At 64.6% G+C, this 18,734-nt stretch carries 16 protein-coding genes; 7 read left to right on the top strand and 9 right to left on the bottom strand.

The window, feature by feature from the left end:
- Nucleotides 1-8 precede the first annotated feature (8 nt).
- Nucleotides 9-1,139 (top strand): hypothetical protein, encoded by a 1,131-nt coding sequence (locus CS1BSM3_RS24175; RefSeq protein WP_072392024.1) that lies wholly within the window; start codon nt 9-11, stop codon nt 1,137-1,139.
- Between the two features lie 46 nt (nt 1,140-1,185).
- Here the strand turns inward: CS1BSM3_RS24175 and CS1BSM3_RS24170 are convergent, their stop codons facing one another.
- The 3 genes from CS1BSM3_RS24170 to CS1BSM3_RS24160 all read right to left on the bottom strand — a co-directional run bounded on the left by CS1BSM3_RS24170 (nt 1,186) and on the right by CS1BSM3_RS24160 (nt 4,947).
- Nucleotides 1,186-2,139 carry a DUF1775 domain-containing protein gene (locus CS1BSM3_RS24170; RefSeq protein WP_143149337.1) on the bottom strand — a complete coding sequence of 318 codons (954 nt, stop codon included), beginning with the start codon at nt 2,137-2,139 and terminating at the stop codon, nt 1,186-1,188.
- Between the two features lie 92 nt (nt 2,140-2,231).
- Nucleotides 2,232-4,487, bottom strand: a complete 2,256-nt coding sequence (locus CS1BSM3_RS24165; RefSeq protein ID WP_072392018.1) for a TonB-dependent receptor family protein — start codon at nt 4,485-4,487, stop codon at nt 2,232-2,234.
- A gap of 76 nt (nt 4,488-4,563) precedes the next feature.
- Nucleotides 4,564-4,947: a DUF2946 family protein gene (locus tag CS1BSM3_RS24160; protein WP_072392015.1), complete on the bottom strand. Its 384-nt coding sequence runs from the start codon at nt 4,945-4,947 to the stop codon at nt 4,564-4,566.
- 162 nt (nt 4,948-5,109) lie between these two features.
- Here CS1BSM3_RS24160 and CS1BSM3_RS24155 point away from each other — a divergent pair, with 162 nt between their 5' ends.
- From CS1BSM3_RS24155 to CS1BSM3_RS24145, 3 genes are all read left to right on the top strand, one after another.
- A complete protein-coding gene (locus tag CS1BSM3_RS24155; protein ID WP_083528856.1) occupies nt 5,110-6,219 on the top strand; it encodes a class II histone deacetylase in 1,110 nt (369 codons plus the stop codon).
- A gap of 244 nt (nt 6,220-6,463) precedes the next feature.
- Nucleotides 6,464-7,780, top strand: coding sequence for an efflux RND transporter periplasmic adaptor subunit (locus CS1BSM3_RS24150; RefSeq protein ID WP_083528855.1), 1,317 nt, complete (start codon nt 6,464-6,466; stop codon nt 7,778-7,780).
- 91 nt (nt 7,781-7,871) lie between these two features.
- Nucleotides 7,872-11,030: an efflux RND transporter permease subunit gene (locus CS1BSM3_RS24145; protein ID WP_072392007.1), complete on the top strand. Its 3,159-nt coding sequence runs from the start codon at nt 7,872-7,874 to the stop codon at nt 11,028-11,030.
- A gap of 41 nt (nt 11,031-11,071) precedes the next feature.
- On the opposite strand, the gene CS1BSM3_RS24140 is transcribed toward CS1BSM3_RS24145, so the two are convergent.
- Nucleotides 11,072-11,830 carry an anti-sigma factor family protein gene (locus CS1BSM3_RS24140; RefSeq protein ID WP_143149336.1) on the bottom strand — a complete coding sequence of 253 codons (759 nt, stop codon included), beginning with the start codon at nt 11,828-11,830 and terminating at the stop codon, nt 11,072-11,074.
- A complete protein-coding gene (locus tag CS1BSM3_RS24135) occupies nt 11,820-12,353 on the bottom strand; it encodes a sigma-70 family RNA polymerase sigma factor (RefSeq protein ID WP_072392002.1) in 534 nt (177 codons plus the stop codon). Before CS1BSM3_RS24135 ends, CS1BSM3_RS24140 begins: the two co-directional genes overlap by 11 nt.
- A 465-nt stretch (nt 12,354-12,818) precedes the next feature.
- Between CS1BSM3_RS24135 and CS1BSM3_RS24130 the strand changes: the two genes are divergently transcribed.
- Nucleotides 12,819-13,673: a formate/nitrite transporter family protein gene (locus tag CS1BSM3_RS24130; RefSeq protein WP_143149335.1), complete on the top strand. Its 855-nt coding sequence runs from the start codon at nt 12,819-12,821 to the stop codon at nt 13,671-13,673.
- A 36-nt stretch (nt 13,674-13,709) separates the two neighbouring features.
- Here CS1BSM3_RS24130 and CS1BSM3_RS24125 read toward each other — a convergent pair whose 3' ends face one another.
- The 3 genes from CS1BSM3_RS24125 to CS1BSM3_RS24115 are packed head-to-tail and all read right to left on the bottom strand — an operon-like array spanning nt 13,710 to nt 15,121.
- The gene (locus CS1BSM3_RS24125) at nt 13,710-14,174 is read right to left on the bottom strand and encodes a periplasmic heavy metal sensor (RefSeq protein ID WP_072391999.1); all 465 of its coding nucleotides are present in this window, start codon (nt 14,172-14,174) and stop codon (nt 13,710-13,712) included.
- Nucleotides 14,171-14,545 (bottom strand): hypothetical protein, encoded by a 375-nt coding sequence (locus CS1BSM3_RS24120; RefSeq protein WP_072391996.1) that lies wholly within the window; start codon nt 14,543-14,545, stop codon nt 14,171-14,173. The genes CS1BSM3_RS24125 and CS1BSM3_RS24120 overlap by 4 nt, the downstream gene beginning before the upstream one ends.
- A 9-nt stretch (nt 14,546-14,554) precedes the next feature.
- Nucleotides 14,555-15,121, bottom strand: a complete 567-nt coding sequence (locus CS1BSM3_RS24115; protein WP_072391993.1) for a sigma-70 family RNA polymerase sigma factor — start codon at nt 15,119-15,121, stop codon at nt 14,555-14,557.
- A 283-nt stretch (nt 15,122-15,404) separates the two neighbouring features.
- Here CS1BSM3_RS24115 and CS1BSM3_RS24110 point away from each other — a divergent pair, with 283 nt between their 5' ends.
- Together CS1BSM3_RS24110 and CS1BSM3_RS24105 are read left to right on the top strand one after the other, a co-directional pair.
- Complete coding sequence (locus CS1BSM3_RS24110) at nt 15,405-15,878, top strand: (2Fe-2S)-binding protein (RefSeq protein ID WP_072391990.1); 474 nt, start codon at nt 15,405-15,407, stop codon at nt 15,876-15,878.
- Nucleotides 15,875-17,977, top strand: coding sequence for a xanthine dehydrogenase family protein molybdopterin-binding subunit (locus CS1BSM3_RS24105; protein WP_072391982.1), 2,103 nt, complete (start codon nt 15,875-15,877; stop codon nt 17,975-17,977). The genes CS1BSM3_RS24110 and CS1BSM3_RS24105 overlap by 4 nt, the downstream gene beginning before the upstream one ends.
- Before the next feature lie 28 nt (nt 17,978-18,005).
- Here CS1BSM3_RS24105 and CS1BSM3_RS24100 read toward each other — a convergent pair whose 3' ends face one another.
- Complete coding sequence (locus CS1BSM3_RS24100) at nt 18,006-18,620, bottom strand: TetR/AcrR family transcriptional regulator (RefSeq protein ID WP_072391972.1); 615 nt, start codon at nt 18,618-18,620, stop codon at nt 18,006-18,008.
- Between the last annotated feature and the right edge of the window lie 114 nt (nt 18,621-18,734).

Here is an 18,734-nt window from a genome sequence, read left to right as displayed (position 1 = left end):
CTTGTTTCATGACCACGAGGTTGGCCGGACTTGTCCGGTGGACGGTGTTGATTGCGGCCACCTTCATGCTGCTCGCCAGCGGTGCACGGGCGACGCCAGCACAGAGCGCGACGCCGAACGACGTGGCGCGGTTCCTCGCCGGCCTGCCACCCTCTGAGGGCTCGCCGCTCGCGAGCCTCACGCGCGAGCGCGCCTGGCTGGGTCATGTGGCGGCGATGGACTCGGCATGGGCCAACATCGAGACGCGGCAGCTTTCGAGGATCCGCACGTGGAGCTCCAACGAGCTCGCGACGCCGAGCGACGTGCTCTACTACTTCTTCAGCGGACCGGACTTCCTCTACGCCGACGCCTTCTTCCCCTCCGCGACGACCTACGTGATGGCCGCGCTCGAGCCATCGGGGTCATTGCCGGCAATCGGTAGGACGCGCGGTGAATCGCTCAGCTACGGCCTGTCGCAGCTCCGATCGTCGCTGAACTCGGTGCTGAACTTCAGCTTCTTCCGCACGCGCGAGATGCGCACGACGCTCAGCGCCAACACCTTCAGCGGAACGCTGCCGATCCTCTACATCTTCCTCGCGCGCACGGGGAAGACGATCGACGAGGTCAGCTTCTACGACATCAATGAGGATGGCGCGCTGGTTGCTGCCGGCGAGGGGCTGCCCAAGGGTGCCGCGAGCGTCGCGAAGATCCTCTTCAAGGGCAATGACGGCAAGCAGCGCACGATCTACTACGTGCGCACCGACCTCTCGAACGGCGGCTGGCGCAAGAGCGGCTTCAAGGCTTTCTGCGAGAAGATGGAGCCCGGCGACGCCCTCATCAAGAGTGCCTCCTATCTGCTGCACTCCAATGCCTTCTCGGATGTGCGGACGCACCTCCTCGAGCGCTCCAAGCGTCTACTTCAAGACGACTCGGGCGTTCCCGTCAGCTTCCTCAAGACCGATGAGTGGCAGCTTCGTCCCTATGGCCGCTACCTCGGGCCGATCGCCGTGTTCCCGGACAATTATCAGGCGCGGCTCGCCGAGCTCTTCCGGCGCGGCAAGCCGCCGGGCATCGACTTCGGCATCGGCTATCGCTTCCGCCCGAACGAGTCGAACATTCTCATCGCCGACAAGGTGGCTGTGCGGGCCGCCGAGCGCTGAGAGGGCGGCGCGGTTTCCCGCGCCGTCCCATGGCTGCCATGTGAGCTCAGTGCTTGTGTCCGCCGCTTGCCGGTTGGGCGCCGATCGGCCTGACGCTGTACTCGATCGCGACAGTCCCGGCACGATCGAAGACGAGCGTGCCCTTGATCGTTTCGTCCACCTTGAGGGGGCGCGCGAGGCCCATGAGCATGATGTGGTAGCTGCTCGGCTTCAGCTCGACGGTCTCACCAGGCTTGATCTCCAGACCCTTGGCCAGTCGCCGCATTTTCATGACGTCGCCGGACATCGACATCTCATGAACCTCGAAGTCCTTGGCGACTTCCGCTGAGCCGCCGACGAGGCGATCGGGCTGCTTGCCGGTGTTCGTGATCTTCATGAAGCCGGCACCTACTTTCGAACCACCCGGCGTCGCGCGCGTCCAGGGCGCCTCGATGACGAGATCTCCGGCTTTGTAGGTGCGCGTCTCTGCGACCTGCTGGCTATGACCTTGCGCCTGCACGAGCCGGATGGCCGGCGCTGGCATTTTGAGGTCGTGCGCCGATTGTCCGGCAACAGCAACTTCAGTCCAGGCCGCACGCCCTTTCTCGCACTCCTGGACGGTCGGGAAATGGACGGTGTCGCCTGCGTTCAAGGTCGCGGCCACGAAGCCGACGAACACGAACTCGTCGTAGTTGTCATCCGGGAGGCGCCCACTCCAGGTGATTTCCCGCACGCCCTCCGTGAGCTTGGCACCGTGATAGTAAGGGTAAGTCTGCGCATAGGGACCGCGCGTGGTCTCGATCGTCCAGCCGGGCTTGGGCTGCGGCTTCACGCCGATGACGCCCTCGGGGATCTGCACGCGCACGCGCGTCGTCGCCGAACCCTCACAGCCGTGGGGCACGCGCATGACGGCCTTGTATGGTGCGCCGACATTCGCTTCGCGCCGCTCGAGTGAAGGATGTGCGCCAGCCGGACCGGTGAAAGTGCCGATCAGGATCGCGGCGAGGGGTAGGGCTGTCATGATGTGCATCTGGAGTGCTCCTCTCGAAGAATTCTGTTTGGGTTTGCCGCGGGCGTCGCATGAGAGCGCGGGGCCCGCGGCGGCTCTCCTGATCACCAGCGATATTTGACGCCGGCAAAGACGGCGCGGCCTGTTCCGGGCTCGAACAGCGCCGAATTCGCCGCAGCCACGTCCGTGATGCTTACGCTCGCTATGTAGGCGACGTCCGAAAGGTTTCGCCCTTCGACGTATGCAGAGAACGGTCCACCATTGTCGAAGCCGAGCTTCATGCCCCAGATGCCATACGCCGCCGTTTTCAGCGTGTTGGCGCTATCGACATAGTAGGCCTGTGGCACCCACTCGACGTTCGGCCCGAAGAACACGCCGCTCGGGTGCTTGTAGAGCAGCTCGGTCCGCACGACGTGGCGCGGCGCGCCCGGGAGGATGTTGTTGCCGAACTTCGCATCATCATCGAAGCGGAAGTCGTTGAGCGTGTAGGCGACGTTGAGCCAGAGCTTGTCGGGCGAGGGACCAGGGGCCGCGAGGCCCTTCATGACCACCGCGCCAAATCCGAGCTCGATGCCCTGATGCACCGTTTGATCGGCATTGACCACCTGGCAGGTGCCTGTTGCCGCGGTGGGGTTCGAGATGCACATCAGCTCGTTGCTGATCTCCATGCGGTATAGCGCGGCGTCCCACGTGAAGTCAGGCCGTCTACCGCGCGTGCCGATCTCATAGGTGGTCGCGCGCTGGGCTTTGATGTCGGTGAACAGAATTGGCGGAGACACAGCCATCGAGCTTTCGCCGAAGCTCGGCACCTCCGCACTCCTGGCGATATTGAAGTAGGCCTGCCACGTGCGATCGATGTCCCAGAGGAGGCCGATCTTGGGACTCCACAGGTTGAACTCAGTGCGTCCCGACTGATTCCCATCTGATAGGAAGCGGTCAGCGCGGTCGCGCGTTGCGTGCAGGAACTGGGTTCCGGTCACAAGCGCGACGCTGGGCAGGAAGTAGAACGAGTTCTCGGCGTACAGCGCCAGGTTCTCCGAGCGATCGAGCGAACTTGACATCAGAGCGCCCTTCACGGCGCCCGGCTGGTTGGCGAACTGGCGATTGTCGATGCGCCCATTGTGAAGTTGGACACCGGCAATGAAGCGATTGCGATAACCCTCGACGATGCGATCGTCGACGATGCGCGCGAAGCCGCCATAGTCCTCGTACTGGTAGTCCAGCCACTGGAAGATCGGGTGCATGAGGTGGCGGTCGTTATAGAAGCCACCGAACTCCAGGGCCGTGCCGGGAGCGAGCAGGACCGTCGTCTTGTTGGCGACCCGCCAGGCATCGATATTTCGCTGCCAGTCGTTGGTCACGTTTATCCCGGCTGCCGCCTTCGGGTCCGTCAGCGCTTGCGTGCGGGTTACGCTGCCCGGAATGCGCTGCATGATGTCGCTGACGCCGAAGAAGAAGCGCGTCTCCACGTTCTCCGACAGGCGGATGCCGACATTGCCGCTCGCGCGCGTGGACTCACCCCAGCTATGGTCTCTGAAGCCATCCTGCTCCTGCCACGAGGCCGTAACGAACATATCGAACGGCCCGTTCGCACCGGCGACGCTCGACTGCAGACGGTGGAAGCCGAAGCTGCCGATGTCCGCACTGGCCGTGAAGGGAGCCGCGTCGCGCCCGGTCGGTGTGACGAAGTTGATCGCTCCACCGATCGCGTTGGCGCCGTAGCGCATGGCGCTCGGGCCTCTGTACACCTCGATATAGCGATAAGCGCTGGGATCAATCTCCTGGAAGTCGCCATAGCCGTCGGCGGTATTCCTCGGAATACCGTCCTGGAAGAGTTGGACGCCGCGCAGGTGAAAGTTGCGAGAGAGGCCGGAGCCGCGGATCGAAAGGCGCGAATCTTCGCCCCATTTCGGTTGGACGAACACGCCCGGCACATACTCGAGGGCTTCTTTCAGTGTCGCGGCGGCCGTGCTCTGTTGGTAGGTCGAGCCCGGCACGACAGCGACGGCGCCCGGAACGCGGGCGAGCTCGGCCTGGATCTCGGCCGTGGTCGGCACTGTCAGGCTGTTGCGGCCGTCGAGCACGATCGGACCGCCACTTCCACTCGGAGAGGGCTGTGGAGGTTGTGCGGTGGCGACAGGAGCGGCGGCCTTCGGCTGGGCTGCGGGCTGTTTGGCGCGCTTTGCCTTGGCCTTGCTGGTCTCGACCACGAGACCGGGCAGGGGCACGGCATTGCTTTGTGCGAGCGCCGTTCCTCCGACAGCCCCCACGATATTGGCTGCTGCCAAGGTGATCAGGATACTTGTTGGACGCACGGAACGCGGCGCTCGAGCCGCCCGGCGTGGACTATGGCTTTCCATGTTGACGCATTTTCCCGGATGCGAATGACGTGTTGCAGGCTGCTGGCAATGCTGCAGCCCGAAGCTCGGTCAGTCGTCACGCAAACGGGGGAGGGCCACGCGCCGGTGGGATGAATGTGCGCAGTTGCTCCGTGCCATGGATGGCCGGGAGCGGGATCGGCTGTATCGGAAGGAATGCAACGTATGAAGGGACAAGGCACGGCGGCGGAAGGGCGACTGCCGGTCCAAGACCCGAGCAAAGCGGGCAGTTGTTCTCAGCGTCTGTCGGCAGTGGGATGTCCGGCAGGCTTGCCGTGTCGATAGTGCCCGTACCGCTCGGATGGCAGATCAGGATGAGATCCTTGATCAGCGATGCGCGCTGGAGGTGGGCGTCTATCATCACGCCGTTGTGGCGCACGATCGCATGAGCGTGCACCAGCACGCCCAGCAGCACCACGAAGCTCATCAATCGGCGCAGCATCTCAGCTCCCGGCGCCATTTTGCTCAGTTCGCCCTGCAATACAAGGGTCGAGGGGCCTGGGACCTTTTTCGCAGCTTGGGACCGATTGGCGCGGGCGACGCGTTGAACCATGCTCCAGCCGTTGCTACCGTCCGGCAATCCCCGGTGGCGATGGAGCCCTTCATGACGACCGCGCTGGTCTGGCACGAGAAGCTGATGTGGTTCGATGCCGGGACCTTCGCGGGGCCGATGCCCGTCGGCGGCTGGGTTCAGCCCGGCGAGGCCTCGGAGAACCCGGAGACCAAGCGGCGCATCAAGAACCTGCTCGATGCGACTGGCATGACCGCGCACATGAAGCTCATCACGCCGACGCCTGCGAGCGAGGAAGACATTCTTCGCGTCCACACGCCCGCCTATCTCGCGAAGGTCAAGGCACTCTCGAGCGCCTACGGCGGCCAGTTGGGCGTCAGCGCCTTCATGGGGCCGGGTGGCTACGAGCTGGCGCTGCTTTCAGTCGGCGCGACGATTGCAGGCGTGGATGCCGTGCTCTCGGGCGCGGTCGACAATGCCTACGTGCTCTCGCGCCCGCCGGGGCATCACGCGGAGCCCGACGGCGGCATGGGCTTCTGCGTGTTCGCCAATATCGCCATCGCCGCGCGTCATGCCTTCGCGCGTCACAAGCTCGCGCGGATCGCTGTCGTCGATTGGGACGTGCATCATGGCAATGGCACGCAGGCCTGCTTTTATGACGATCCGAGCGTGCTTGCGATCTCGCTCCATGAGGATGGCAACTTCCCGCGTGGCGGCAGCGGCGCCGTCGAGCAGACTGGAAGCGGCGCCGGACGCGGCGCGACGATCAACATCCCCCTGCCGCCGGGCTCCGGTACGGCTGCCTATCGCGCAGCTTTCGAACGCGTCGTGCTGCCGGCGCTCGATCGCTTCCGGCCGGATCTGATGTTCGTCGCCTGCGGGCTCGATGCCGGCAACAACGATCCGCTCGGACGCATGATGCTCGGACCCGAGGACTTCCGCTGGATGACCATCGCCGTGCGCGATGCCGCGAAGCGCTTATGTGACGGCCGGATCGTCTTCGCTCATGAGGGTGGTTACAGCCCGCCTACCGCACCGTTCCTTGCACTGCCTATTTTCGAAGAGCTGACTGGCCAGACGGCCGGCATCGAGAATGTGATGGCTGCCCGCATGGCCGGCCTGCCGCCGAGCGCGCTGTTTGCGCACCAGGAGGCCGTCGTCGAGGCGGCGCGGAAAGCTACAGGTCTCGACTCCGCGGGCTGATCAATTTCGAGACAGCCCACTCGAAAATCGTCAAAAGCGGGCGACGGATACCACGCATCACCATCGTTCTTCCCGTGAGGGGGTGGTCCATCGTAGATTAAGGCTGGCTCCCGGCGTGGGCCTCGACCTGCGAGACCACCTCCTCGGAAGCCGGATTCCAGCATGTTGACGGGCATTTTCGGTTTCCGGAGCGGTCGAACAGCACCCCTCCGGCGACGGGTGGGGCGAGCGAGAAGGGGTGTGCATGCGGAGGTTGTTTACGATTGCCGCGGTCCTGCTGGCAGCGGCCGCGGTGACGTGGTTCGCCTATCCGCCGTCGCGGCAGTGGCCTGTCCTGAGCCACGTCGCACGCCTTATCGCGCCCACGACCGGCACGGTTACGGCCGATGGGTCTGCTGACAAGAAGGGCGGTCGCCAGCGCGGGCCAGCCGTGCCTGTGGTTGCAGCGGTGGCCGTTGCTGCCGACATGCCGGTCATTCTTTCTGCACCTGGGACCGTCGAAGCCTTTGCCACCGTCGAGGTCAAGCCCAGAGTCGATGGCCAGATCTCGGCCGTCGCGTTCACTGAAGGCCAGGAGATCAAGGCAGGCGACGTGCTCTTCCGCCTCGATGATCGCCTGATCCGCGCCCAGATGCGACAGGCCGAGGCAAACATCGCGCGCGACCGGGCAGCCTTGAAGGATGCGGAGGGCATCCTCAAGCGCCGCGAGACGCTGGTCACCAAGAATATCGTCACCGAGCAGGCGACCGAGACGCAGCGCAGCACAGTCGAGGCGCTCATCGCCTCCATCGCGGCCGGCGAGGCCCAGTTCGAGGCGTGGCGCACGCAGCTCGACTATCTGACCATCCTGGCGCCGATCACCGGCCGTACTGGCTCGGTCAGGACAAAGATCGGCGCCAACGTGCGCATGGCCGAGGTGACGCCCCTTGTCATCATCAATCAGACGCGGCCGATCATGGTGACTTTCTCGGTGCCGCAGGCCGAGCTCGTCAACCTGCGCCGCGCGCTTGCCTCCAACTCGGAGGCAACGATCCGCATCGGCGGCGAGAAGCCCATCGAGACCAAGGGCAACATCATGTTCATCGACAACCAGGTCGACCGTACGACCGGGACGCTGATGGGCAAGGCGCATGTCCCGAATGAGCAAGAGGTGCTGTGGCCGGGGCAGGCCGTCGAGGTCGAAGTCGTCGTGGAGCGTCGGCCGGGCTTCATCACTGTGCCGGCGAGTGGCGTTCTCCCATCGCAGCAGGGAATGCTGGCCTGGGTGATCGGCGCTGACGGGACCGTCAGGCCGCGCCAGGTGGCTTTGGCCCGCGTGATTGCCGGCACGGCCTATCTCTCCGATGGGCTCAACGCGGGGGAGCGCGTGGTCATCGATGGCCAGTTGCGCCTAGCGCCCGGAGCTTCCGTCACGGTTCGTGAGCCGGGTGAAACCACGAAGGGACGTCCCGCCGGCGCGGAGAAGCCTGATGCAGGCCCGCGGAAGCGGGACCCCGGCCCGGCCCCGGCGGCCCGCGACACGCCCGCGCCGTCGCCCGGCCCGGAGCGCGGCCGAACATGAGCATTCGGTGCCGTCGGCGATACTTCGCCGTTCGGCCCCACATGAATTGTGCGTCGGAAGTCGCGAAAGTCACGAGCGCAGAGGATAGGCGATGAAGATTTCCGAGCTGTGCATCCGCCGCCCGGTGTTGACGACGCTGCTGATGGCCTCGATCGCGCTGGCGGGCTTGTTTGCCTACGGGCAGCTCCCGATCGCAGCCATCCCGCGCATCGATGTCCCGACGATCACCGTCTCGGCACGCCTGCCGGGTGCCAGCCCCGATACCATGGCCGTGTCTGTCGCAGCACCGCTCGAACGACAATTCGCGACAATTGCGGGCATTGCCAACATCACCTCGTCGAGCGTCGAGGGCGCGACCTCGGTCACGCTCGAGTTCTCCCTCGAGCGCAATATCGATGCCGCCGCGCTCGACGTCCAATCCGCCATCTCGGTCGCGGCACAGCGGCTTCCGAAGGATCTCGAGGCACCGCCTTCCTTTCGCAAGGTCAACCCGGCGGACAGCCCGGTCATCTTCCTCGCCTTGACGTCCGATACGACACCGTCGTCCCAGATCAACGAGTTCGCCGAGACCGTGATGCTGCCCCGCCTGTCGACGCTGCCTGGCGTTGCCGAGGTCGTGATCAACGGGGCGCAGAAGCGTGCCGTGCGCATTCGCTATGATTTCGACGCCTTGGCAACGCGCGGCATATCGGTCGAGGAGCTTCGCGCCGCCGTCTCCGTCATTGCCGGCGTTGGACCGATCGGGTCGATCCGCACCGATCGTCAGGTCTACGTCCTCGAGACGAAGTCGGCGCAGCCGAATGCGGCGTACTTCAAGCCGATCGTCATCGCCTGGCGAAATGGCGCGCCCGTTCGTCTGCAGGACGTGGCGGAGGTTGCGGACTCGGTCGAGGACGAGGAGGCCTACGCCGAGTTCAACGGCCAGCGCTCGATCATCGTCTCCGTCCGTCGCCAGCCGGATGCCAATACTGTTGCGGTGACCGACGCCGTTCGTTCGATGGTGCCGCGCTTCCAGGCCGACCTGCCGCCGACCGTCCAGCTCCGCATTCTCTCGGACCGCTCGGAGTCGATCCGCGATTCAGTGCACGATGTGGAAGTCACGCTGATCATCACGGCCATTCTCGTCGTGCTCGTCATTCTCGCCTTCCTGCGCAACTGGCGGGCGACCATCATCCCGGCCTTTGCCCTGCCGCTTTCGATCATCGGCACTTTCGCGGGCATGGCCTACTTCGGGTTCTCGCTCGACAACGTCACGCTGCTCGCGCTGACGCTCGCCCTAGGATTCGTCGTGGACGATGCGATCATCGTGCTCGAGAATATCGTGCGCTATATCGAGGAGGGCATGGCGCCGTTCGAGGCCGCCATCAAGGGTTCCAAGGAGATCGGCTTCACGGTTCTGTCGATCACGCTGTCGCTGGTCGCGGTGTTCATTCCGATCCTGCTCATGGGCGGCGTCGTCGGGCGCTTCTTCTTCTCGTTTGCCGTCACGATCAGCATGGCGATCCTGCTCTCGGGCTTCATCGCGCTCACGATGACGCCCATGCTGTGCGCGCGCATGCTGAACCACAATTCCGTCCACCAGGATAAGCCCAATATCCTCTCGCGTATCTTTGAGGCCGGCTACGATGCGATGGCCATGGGCTATCGCGTCACGCTCGACTGGTCGCTCCGCCACCGCAACCTCATGCTCCTCCTTACGTTGGGAACGATGGTGGCCACGGTCTGGGCCTTTGCGACGGTCAAGAAAGGCTTCATGCCGACCGAGGACACGAGCATCATCATCGTGCGCACCGAGGCGCAGCCGGATGTCTCGTTCCCCGCCATGCTCGAGCGTCAGCGCCAGGTGGCTGCCGCCGTGCTCACGGATCCCGATGTGCTCTACATCAACTCGAACGTGGCCCGTACGACGTTCAACCCGACGATCAATCGCGGTTCGATCTTCGTGCAGTTGAAGCCGCGTGCGGAGCGCGATGGCGGCGCCTCGATCACCGACGTGCAGCATCGCCTGCGGCGCAAGCTTGCCAGTGTCGTCGGCATCCGGGCCTTTCCGGTGCCCCTGCAGAACCTCCGTATTGGCAGCCGTGGCGGTGCTTCGGCCTACCAGTACACGCTGACCGGCGTGAACCGCGACGAGCTCTACGAGGGCGCGGGGCGGCTTATCGAGCGGCTCAAGGTCACGCCGGGCTTCACCGACGTGACCAGCGATCTCGAGCTCGGCGCGCGCCAGGTCAAGATCGATGTCGATCGTGATGCGCTGGCGCGTTACGGCGTGTCGATGGAGATGCTGCGCTCGACGCTCTATTCCACCTTTGGCACGCGCAAGATCGCGACCGTCTTCACGCCGGCGAATGACTATTGGGTAATCGTCGAGGCGAGCAAGGCCCACCTGCTCGACCCGAGCGTGCTGAGCCGCGTCTATGTGCGCTCCTCGACCGGCCAACTCGTGCGCTTCGATGCGCTCGCGCAAGTCACGCTCGGCTCGGGGCCGATTGCCGTTGCGCGCCAGAGCCAGCTCCCGGCCGTCACGGTGACTTTCAACCTCGGGCCCGGCTTCACGCTCGGTGAGGCCGTTACGCGCATGGCTCAAGTCGAGCGCGACGTGAACATGCCGGCTGGCATTCTCGGACAGTTTGCGGGCACTGCGCAGGTCTTCCAGGACAGCTTCCGCAATCAGCCGATCCTGATCCTCGCGGCCGTGCTGACGATCTACATCGTGCTCGGCATTCTCTACGAGAGTTTCGTCCACCCGATAACAATTCTCTCGGGCCTACCCTCGGCGAGTCTCGGCGCGTTGCTGACGCTGATCCTGTTCGATGTCGAGCTTACGATCATCGCCATGATCGGCATCATTCTGTTGATCGGCATCGTGAAGAAGAATGCGATCATGATGATCGACTTCGCGATCGAGGCGCGATCGCGAGGCATGGAGCCGCGGGAGGCGATCCGGCAGGCGTGCCTGCTGCGCTTCCGCCCCATCATGATGACGACGATGGCGGCGCTCTTCGGCGTGCTGCCGATCGCCGTGGGCTGGGGCGCGGGTGCCGAGCTGCGCCAGCCGCTCGGTCTGGTGGTCGTCGGCGGCCTCGCGGTCTCGCAGCTTCTGACGCTCTACATCACCCCGGCGGTCTACTTGCTGCTGGAGCAGGTCGGGACAAAGCTCGGCGCCGGGCGGCGCGAGGCCATGCCGGTCGAAGCACCCGACGAGGCAGACGGCAAGTCTCTGGCCCCCGTGCGAACCGCTGCCGAGTAGTCGCTCGCGCCTGAATGGTGAGCTGGCGCCGGGCCTCGGCGTCAGGCGGCGCTGAGCAGCGCCTGGAATTCGCCGAGCTCTTTCATGTTCAAGTCCGAGACCGCCCAATAGACCATCCCGCCGCTCGTCCAGCGGACCGAGTTATAGCCGTTCGAGGACTGTGACAGCGAAGGCAAGGGATGTGACGGATCGGACGGCCATGTGAAGACGTTGATCACATGCTGCCGGCGCATATAGATCACGGCGGCGACGCGTCGGCTTCCGACATAGTCGAGTCGCCCCCCCTTCAGTGCGAAGCCTTGCGTGGCGAGGTCCTGAACTGGAGGCGCAAAATCGAGGCGCCCGGCGAACCAGGGCTTCACGGTATGCTGATCCGATGAAGCCACCTGCATGAGATTGTCCTGAAGCAACGAGCGCACGTGCGCGGTCATCACATCGTGCGCGAGGGGCGGTGTGCGTGAGCCTGTCGTAGCGGCGATCCACCCGCCGGCTCCAGAGAGGCCAGCGACGAGGAGAAGGGCTGCGGCCTGGGCGATAAAGCGCCTGCTCTGCCACGGGGCGCCGCGGCTCTGCTCGTGCTCTTCCTTCTCGAGCCCCGCGCGAATCCGCTCTTGCAGGCCGGCCGGTGCTCTCTCGATGACTTTCTCTCTGAGCGTCCGCCCTATGCGTCGATAGTCATCGAGATGAGCGGCGCACCGCCGGCAGGCTTCAAGATGGCTCCCGATAGCTTTCTGCTGCTCGATGGGCAGCGCGCCATCGAGGTAGGGGCTGAGCTCGTTCTGTACGTCTTCACAGCGCATCGGATCCACTTTCGGTCTCACGTCCTTTCATGGCCTTCCGCAGCAGCGCCCTGCCTCGCGAAAGACGCGACATCACCGTGCCGATTGGCACTCCCGTGATCTCGGCAATCTCGCTGTAGGAGAGGCTCTCCATTTCACGAAGCACGACGACGTCGCGATACGCGAGCGGGAGTTCGGCCAGTGCTGCGCGAACGTGCTGTGCATTCACTGCCTCGATCAGTGTGTCCTCTGCCGAGGGATCGCCGGAGGCGACATCCGGGCTGTTGGTCTCATCGAGAGGAACGAGATCGTACGTGCGCTTGCGAACCTTGAGCAGCCGGTAAGCACAATGGCGCACGATCGCAAACAACCACGGGCGCATTTCCTCGCCCCTGAAACCATTGAACGCGCGGTAAGCCCTGAGATAGGCGTCCTGAACCACGTCTTCTGCGTCGTCGGAGTTCCTCACGATCCAATAGGCGAGGTTGTACGCCGCATCGCGATACGGCAGCGCCAGTTCCTCGAAGCGAGACTGCTGAGCCATCCCCGCCCCCTGCAAAGGAGACGGCGGATGTTAGTCAATTGCTCTATCCCTAAGCCAGCAGGTTTATTCCCGATCCCGGACAAAAATAATTGGCGTCCAATCGGAATACCTGGCGCTGCACGCGGATAGGTAGTGGCAAATCCCACGGCGGAAAGCGCAGCAGCTCGGCCGGGACTTTCCCCGAATGTCGGTTGCGCATCGCCACACAATGAGAGGTCATGAGCGGGAAGTCCGGCCCTGGGGGCTGCCAGGTGCTGGCGCCTGGGCCGTCGCTGCCGGAGACATCGGCTTCGTCGATGGCTCCGGCATTTTTCCGGTGGGCCAATTGATTCTGAAGAGCGCTTTTGATGGCGCGTTAACGCGGTGATGACGCCTGGCTGATGCCAGGACGCAATTGTGTGAGGGGCGCGCGAACGCGATGCCTGTTCTCACCGCGGACTTCACTCAGGTCATAGGAGCACTGCAATGCCGATAAGCGAGCATCGCATTGCGGATCTCATGCGTTTTGAGCCGCGCACACAGCAATCACCTACACCGGTACAAGCATCGCCGTCAGAGGTGTGCGCGCCTGCCGAGATCGCGGATCGCCTTTGTCTCTGGAGCAGCGGGAAGGTGGCGCTGTCATTCGAGAGGCTTGCTGCGCTCGGCATCCTCGGCGGGCTCTATATCGGATTTGGCGGCGCGCTCGCGACGATGGTGGTGAGTGAGAGCAGTCTTGGTGCGGGGCCGACGCGGTGGCTCGGCGGCATCGCCTTCAGCCTCGGCCTCGTTCTGGTGTGCCTTGGAGGCGCCGAGCTGTCGACCGGCAATTGCTTGATGGCGATGGCGCGTCTGCGACGTCTCATCACGGCGCGCCAGCTCTGGCGCAACTGGACCTTGTCCTATCTCGCGAACGGTCTTGGTGCCTTGGGCCTCGCCTGGATTGTCTTCAACAGCGGCGTCTATGATGCCGAGCCTTTGAGATCGACTGCCATCCGGATTGCCGAGGCCAAGCTTGCGCTTTCACCCGCCCAGGCCTTTCTCAAGGGCGTCCTTGCCAATGCTTTGGTTTGTCTGGCGGTATGGCTCTCGTTCGCCAGCCACAATGCCGTCGGGAAGGTTCTCGGGATCGTATTCCCGATCAGCGCGTTCGTGGCCTTGGGTTTCGAGCACTCGATCGCCAACCTCTACCTCATTCCAGCAGGGCTCATGGCGGGCGCTGCGGGGGGCCTGCCGGATCTGGCCCGCAACATCGCCTGGGTAACGGGCGGGAATCTCATCGGCGGAGCCGTCGTCGTCCCGGTGCTGCTCTGGCTCGGGCATGCGCGCCGCCAGGGCTGATGCGCGCTCATCGATACCGCGAGCGGTGCCGATTACCTAAGGTAGCGCAATGCCGCCGCCACTCTGGCGCTGGGCGAGCGACTGCACCAAGGCCCGACGTTCCTCCTGCGACAGCGAGGGCAGAGCGCGAATCATGGCCTGCTGCAACTCGGCCCTGATCGCACTCGCATGAGTGCGCACGGCGAGGAAATTGCGTTCGAGCGCGCCAGGATCCGGCGTCGGCTTGACCATCTCCTCGGAGAGCGCGGTCCGCACCTTCTGCAGGGCTGCGAACTGCTGGCGCATCTGGGGCATTGCGGTGTTCAGCTCGCGTCGCACGATCTCGCGCTTGGCATCCGGCAGCGGCGTCAGCATCGCCTGGATGCTGCGCTTCGTATAAGTGCTTTGTGTTGCCTCGCCGGTGATGCGCCCGATGACCATGCTGGCCAGGAAGACGTTCACGGCGAGCGAGACAACGAGCAGCGCCATCAACCCGCGAGTGCTGCGCAGCCAATCGATCACAGCCCAAACTCCTGTAGACTCTGCGGACCCAGAAGAAGCCCGGACGCCATGCCGGCGTCGCTCGCGCTCAATGCCTGCATGTAGCCGAGGGCGAAACCGAGCAGCGCGCTCGCCGCCAAGGCCGCCGCCGGCTTTGCCATGCGCTGCCACGCTGGTCTGACGATGGCTGCAATATCGCGCACGCGGCGTGGATCCGGCTCGGCCGGCTCGAGCGCGTCGAGGAAAAGGTCGGTGCGTTCGGCGTCGGCAAGGATGGCCGTGCCTTCCGGCGTCAGGGCGAAACGGTCATAGAGTGCGTGCTCGCGCGGCGGCCATCGGCGTCTTTCGGCACCAAAAGCGGCGCTGCATTCCCTGAAACGATCGAGGTCCATGCCCGCTCCTTATTGCAATTCATCCCGAAGCCACTTTTTGAGCGTCGCGCGCCCGCGTGAAAGCAGCGATTCCAAGGCACCTGCGCTCACACCCAGCAGTGCCGCAGCCTCCGCCTGGGATCTCTCCTCGTAGTAGCAGAGGACGAGCGCCGCCCGTTGTCGGGCCGGAAGCTGATCCAGTGCCGCTCTGACACGCGCGCCGCGCTGGAGGCTCGTAATACGCTCCTCACCTGTGGGCGCCTCATCGGCCAACCGCTCGACCAACGCATCGTCGAGGGGCTCGCCAGATGCCGTTTGGCGTGCACGGAGCCGGTCCACGCACAAATTGTACAAGACGCGATAGAGCCAGGTGGTGAACTTCGCATGTGGTTCCCATCGCCCGGCACCCTGCCAAACGCGCAGGAAGGCTGTCTGCACCATATCCTCAGCCTCGTGACGCGTGCCGAGCATCCGGTCCGTGAAGCCGAGCGCCCAGCCGTAGTGGCGCTCGACGAGGCGCGCAAAGGCGTGGCGATCCTGCCTGCCCACTGCCCTCATCAGCTCAACGTCGAGCGCGTCGTCCGGCGGCGGTTTCATCGAGCCTGCGAGGTGTGGGCAGGTCGCGTCTCACCTGCCGGTCTCATTGTCTATTGAACGGGCGCCTCGGCCGTTTCCTTCGGGATCTGGGTCCTGCTTATCGCGCCGAGGGGGCTCACTATTGATACCGCGCCCCGAGCGCCGACTACAGGCCACATTTCCCCTGGTCGGGACGCGTTCCGAGGGGGAGAAACGCTGCGGCGCTTGGAACTTTGCCATTGCCGACCGCGCTCGCGATGGTCAAAACTTTCCGGGAACGAGGTCGGATTGCAGGGCAGAGGCCATGGATGCCATCGAACTTCACGTGAATGGGCAAAAATTTGGCGTTCACGCTGATCCGGATACGCCCCTCCTTTACGTTCTGCGCAATGACCTCGGCCTCAAGGGCACGCGGGCCGGCTGCGTCGAAGGCCAGTGCCTGAGCTGCACGGTGCTCATCGAGGGCAGGCCGCAGACGGCGTGCATGGTGCCCGTCGGGGCAGTTGCCGGACAGAATGTCGAAACCGTCGAGTCGCTGGTCGGGGAAGGGGCATCGCACCCGCTTATCGACAGTGTCCTCAAGGAACAGGCCGGTCAGTGCGGCTATTGCCTCGCCGGCATTCTCATGCGTGCCAAGGCTCTGCTGGATCGAGAGCCGGCGCCGAGCCGGTCGGATATCGCGACAGCGCTCGACGGCCATCTCTGTCGATGTGGCGCGCACGTCCGCATTCTTCGCGCCATCGAGCGGGCGGTGCAGGCGGGGAGTGCTCGGGCATGACCGCAATCGCCTCCTCTCCCAGTCTGGCCGACAATCCGAGCTGCTCCGACTGGATCGATCTGTCGCGTGATGCCGTGGTCGTTCTGAAGACCGGCAAGGTGGAGATCGGCCAAGGCATCACAACTGCTCTCGTGCAGATTGCAGCCGACGAGCTGGATGTCGCGCCGGAGAGTATCGAGCTCATTTCCGGGCACACCGCCCTCGGGCCACTCGAGGCCGGCACATCGAGCAGCCTGTCGATTGAAACGGGTGGGCGCGCGGTGCGCCTTGCCGCGTCGGCCGTCCGCGCAATCGTCCTCGCCGAGGCCGCCAAGCTCCTGCAGGCGCCGCCCGAGAGCCTCGCCGTCGAGCAGGGCCGCATCATCGTGAGTGGTCGCGAGACGGACCTCACCTACTGGTCGCTCGCGCCATCGATCGATCTCGAGGCGCAAGTCCTCGATCATGCGCGGCCGAAAGAGCCGGCAGAGCGACGGCTGGTCGGCACGTCCATGCCGCGCATCGACCTCAAAGCAAAAGCAGCAGGTGCGGGCTTCATTCATGATATCGAGCTTCCCGGCATGCTGCATGGCCGCGTGCTCGATCCGCCAGCCTCGGGCCGCCGCCTCGAGGCATTCGACGAGGCCGCATTGAAGACGGCGTTTCCGTCAGTGCAAGTGGTCCGAGACGGCTCTTTCGTTGGCGTCATTGCTGAGCGTGAGGAGTTGGCCGTGCGCGCAATCGAGCGTGCCCGCCGCCTCGCGACATGGTCTGAGGGCTTCCAGGTCCCCGCACTCATGCGCGAGGCCATCGCCGCAGATAGCGCCGAGCCGGAGATCGTCGTCGAGAAAGGCGATGTGACGGCCGCGGAGGGCCGCACCATCACGACGGAGATCGAGCGCCCCTATATCGCGCACGCATCTATTGCGCCCTCCTGTGCAATCGCCACTTGGCGCGACGATACCCTTGAGATCCGCTCGCATAGCCAGGCCGTGCACGATATGCGCGCGCCGCTCGCCAAAGCGCTCGGCATCGATGCCGGCAATGTCGTCGTGATCCACGCCGCAGGAGCCGGCACCTACGGCCACAGCGGGCAGGACGATGTCGCCTACGAGGCGGCGCTGCTCGCGCGCACGGTTCCGAGACGCCCGGTCCGGGTTCTATGGTCGCGCGCCGCTGACTTCTCGCTCGCGCCGCTCGGCCCCGGTGCGATCGTCAGGGCCGAGGCGAAGGTTGATGCCGGCGGGCGCATTGCGGCGCTGACCATACAATCCCAGAGTCAGGCGCACGTGTCGCGCCCAGGCCGCGGCGGTACGATCAACCTGGTCGCCGCCGAGCGTCTGGCTGTTCCCATGGAAAAAGGATCGCCGCCTGATGTGCCCTTGGCGCGCGGCGGCGGTGCCGACCGCAATGCCATGCCGCTCTATGCCATTCCCAATGTCCACGTCTCCAAGCGCATTCTGCGCGATCTTCCCTACCGCTCCTCGGCTTTGCGGGCGCTCGGCGGCTACGCGAACATCTTTGCCATCGAGACGCTGATGGACGACATCGCGGCATCTGTCGGCGCCGATCCGGTGGCTTTCCGGCTCGACCATCTTGATGATGCCCGCGCACGCGCCGTCATTACGAAAGCGGCGGAAATGGCAGGGTGGCCGGGGCCGACAGTCCAGGGCGAAGCGCTCGGGATCGGGTTCAACCAGTACAAGAACCGTAGCGCCTATTGTGCGGTGGTCGCGCGCGTCGTTTGCGACGAACGCGTGCGTCTGACGCACGCGTGGGCAGCGGTCGACGCCGGCGAGGCGATCAATCCCGACGGGATCATCAATCAGATCGAGGGCGGCATCATCCAGTCGGCAAGCTGGACTCTCAAGGAGCGCGTCAACTTCGACGGAGATGCCGTCACGACGCGCGATTGGGAGGCCTATCCCATTCTCAGCTTCTCCGAGACGCCGGAGATCAAGGTGAGCCTGATCGTACGGCCGGAGCTTCCCGGCCTCGGCGTTGGCGAGACGGCGACGGGGCCGACGGCTGCAGCGATCGGCAACGCCGTGCATCGGGCATTGGGCATCCGCGTCAGAACGCTGCCAATCACGCGCGACGCGATCCTCGCGGCCTCGATCTAGTTGGGCGCAGGGAAGCAGAGCTGCGAGCTCATTTCCTGCGCCGCTCCAGCGATGCCGATTTCTCGGGAGGCGGTGCGCTAGCGCCGGCAAGGGCTTCAAAGACATCGCGCACCATGGGCGCAATCTTGCGATCCTCGGCGTCTTGCAGCTCTTTGATGCCGACGACATTCTTGAGAATGCTGAAGCCCGTCATGAACGCCACCATGAGTGCCGCGCGATGTTTTGCGGGGCCATCGAGGTGGCGTGCGAGCGGCTCGATCAGATCGTTGACCACGAACTCGTGATGGACTTCTATAGCCTCGGGGCATGACAGCGAATGTACGGCTATGCTCAGAGGATCCATATCGCGAAAGCTCACGGCGTCCGTTCGCGCAAGAGCTCTGTGGGTCAACACCGCGACGACGTCGCGCGATAGGTCGTCCAGGTGGTGATCGGCCCTCGCGGCGCTTCGGATAACCTCTGCGAAGAGCTGCTGCTTGGATCCGAAGGAGCGATGCACATAAGCAACGTCGACACCGGCATCCGCTGCGATGTCGCGCAGACCTGTTTGGTCATAGGATTGACTGGCAAATCGGCGCGTGGCCGCGGCCAGTATCCGCTCGCGTGTAGAAATCGTCGACGACAGGCCTGGCTTCTTTCCCATGGCACCCTCGTGGGTTTTGCAGGCGGCCCACGATGGCTAGGGCCATGGGTGGTCAACCGTCGTTGACTTGGATCAAGGACGGTGGGCGGAGGGAATGTCACCTGTCGCCTGACC

This window comes from Hyphomicrobium sp. CS1BSMeth3 (assembly GCF_900117415.1).
In the GTDB taxonomy this organism is placed as follows: Bacteria; Pseudomonadota; Alphaproteobacteria; order Rhizobiales; family Hyphomicrobiaceae.
This window is presented reverse-complemented; position numbering and strand designations above follow the sequence as displayed.

Coding starts and splice junctions, on each gene's coding strand:
- CS1BSM3_RS24175 (WP_072392024.1), top strand. CDS start 9: ATGACCACGAGGTTGGCCGGACTTGTCCGGTGGACGGTGTTGATTGCG.
- CS1BSM3_RS24120 (WP_072391996.1), bottom strand. CDS start 14,545: ATGGACCTCGATCGTTTCAGGGAATGCAGCGCCGCTTTTGGTGCCGAA.
- CS1BSM3_RS24105 (WP_072391982.1), top strand. CDS start 15,875: ATGACCGCAATCGCCTCCTCTCCCAGTCTGGCCGACAATCCGAGCTGC.
- CS1BSM3_RS24140 (WP_143149336.1), bottom strand. CDS start 11,830: ATGCGCTGTGAAGACGTACAGAACGAGCTCAGCCCCTACCTCGATGGC.
- CS1BSM3_RS24135 (WP_072392002.1), bottom strand. CDS start 12,353: ATGGCTCAGCAGTCTCGCTTCGAGGAACTGGCGCTGCCGTATCGCGAT.
- CS1BSM3_RS24110 (WP_072391990.1), top strand. CDS start 15,405: ATGGATGCCATCGAACTTCACGTGAATGGGCAAAAATTTGGCGTTCAC.
- CS1BSM3_RS24160 (WP_072392015.1), bottom strand. CDS start 4,947: ATGCTGCGCCGATTGATGAGCTTCGTGGTGCTGCTGGGCGTGCTGGTG.
- CS1BSM3_RS24170 (WP_143149337.1), bottom strand. CDS start 2,139: ATGACAGCCCTACCCCTCGCCGCGATCCTGATCGGCACTTTCACCGGT.
- CS1BSM3_RS24100 (WP_072391972.1), bottom strand. CDS start 18,620: ATGGGAAAGAAGCCAGGCCTGTCGTCGACGATTTCTACACGCGAGCGG.
- CS1BSM3_RS24165 (WP_072392018.1), bottom strand. CDS start 4,487: ATGGAAAGCCATAGTCCACGCCGGGCGGCTCGAGCGCCGCGTTCCGTG.
- CS1BSM3_RS24115 (WP_072391993.1), bottom strand. CDS start 15,121: ATGAAACCGCCGCCGGACGACGCGCTCGACGTTGAGCTGATGAGGGCA.
- CS1BSM3_RS24130 (WP_143149335.1), top strand. CDS start 12,819: ATGCCGATAAGCGAGCATCGCATTGCGGATCTCATGCGTTTTGAGCCG.
- CS1BSM3_RS24155 (WP_083528856.1), top strand. CDS start 5,110: ATGACGACCGCGCTGGTCTGGCACGAGAAGCTGATGTGGTTCGATGCC.
- CS1BSM3_RS24145 (WP_072392007.1), top strand. CDS start 7,872: ATGAAGATTTCCGAGCTGTGCATCCGCCGCCCGGTGTTGACGACGCTG.
- CS1BSM3_RS24150 (WP_083528855.1), top strand. CDS start 6,464: ATGCGGAGGTTGTTTACGATTGCCGCGGTCCTGCTGGCAGCGGCCGCG.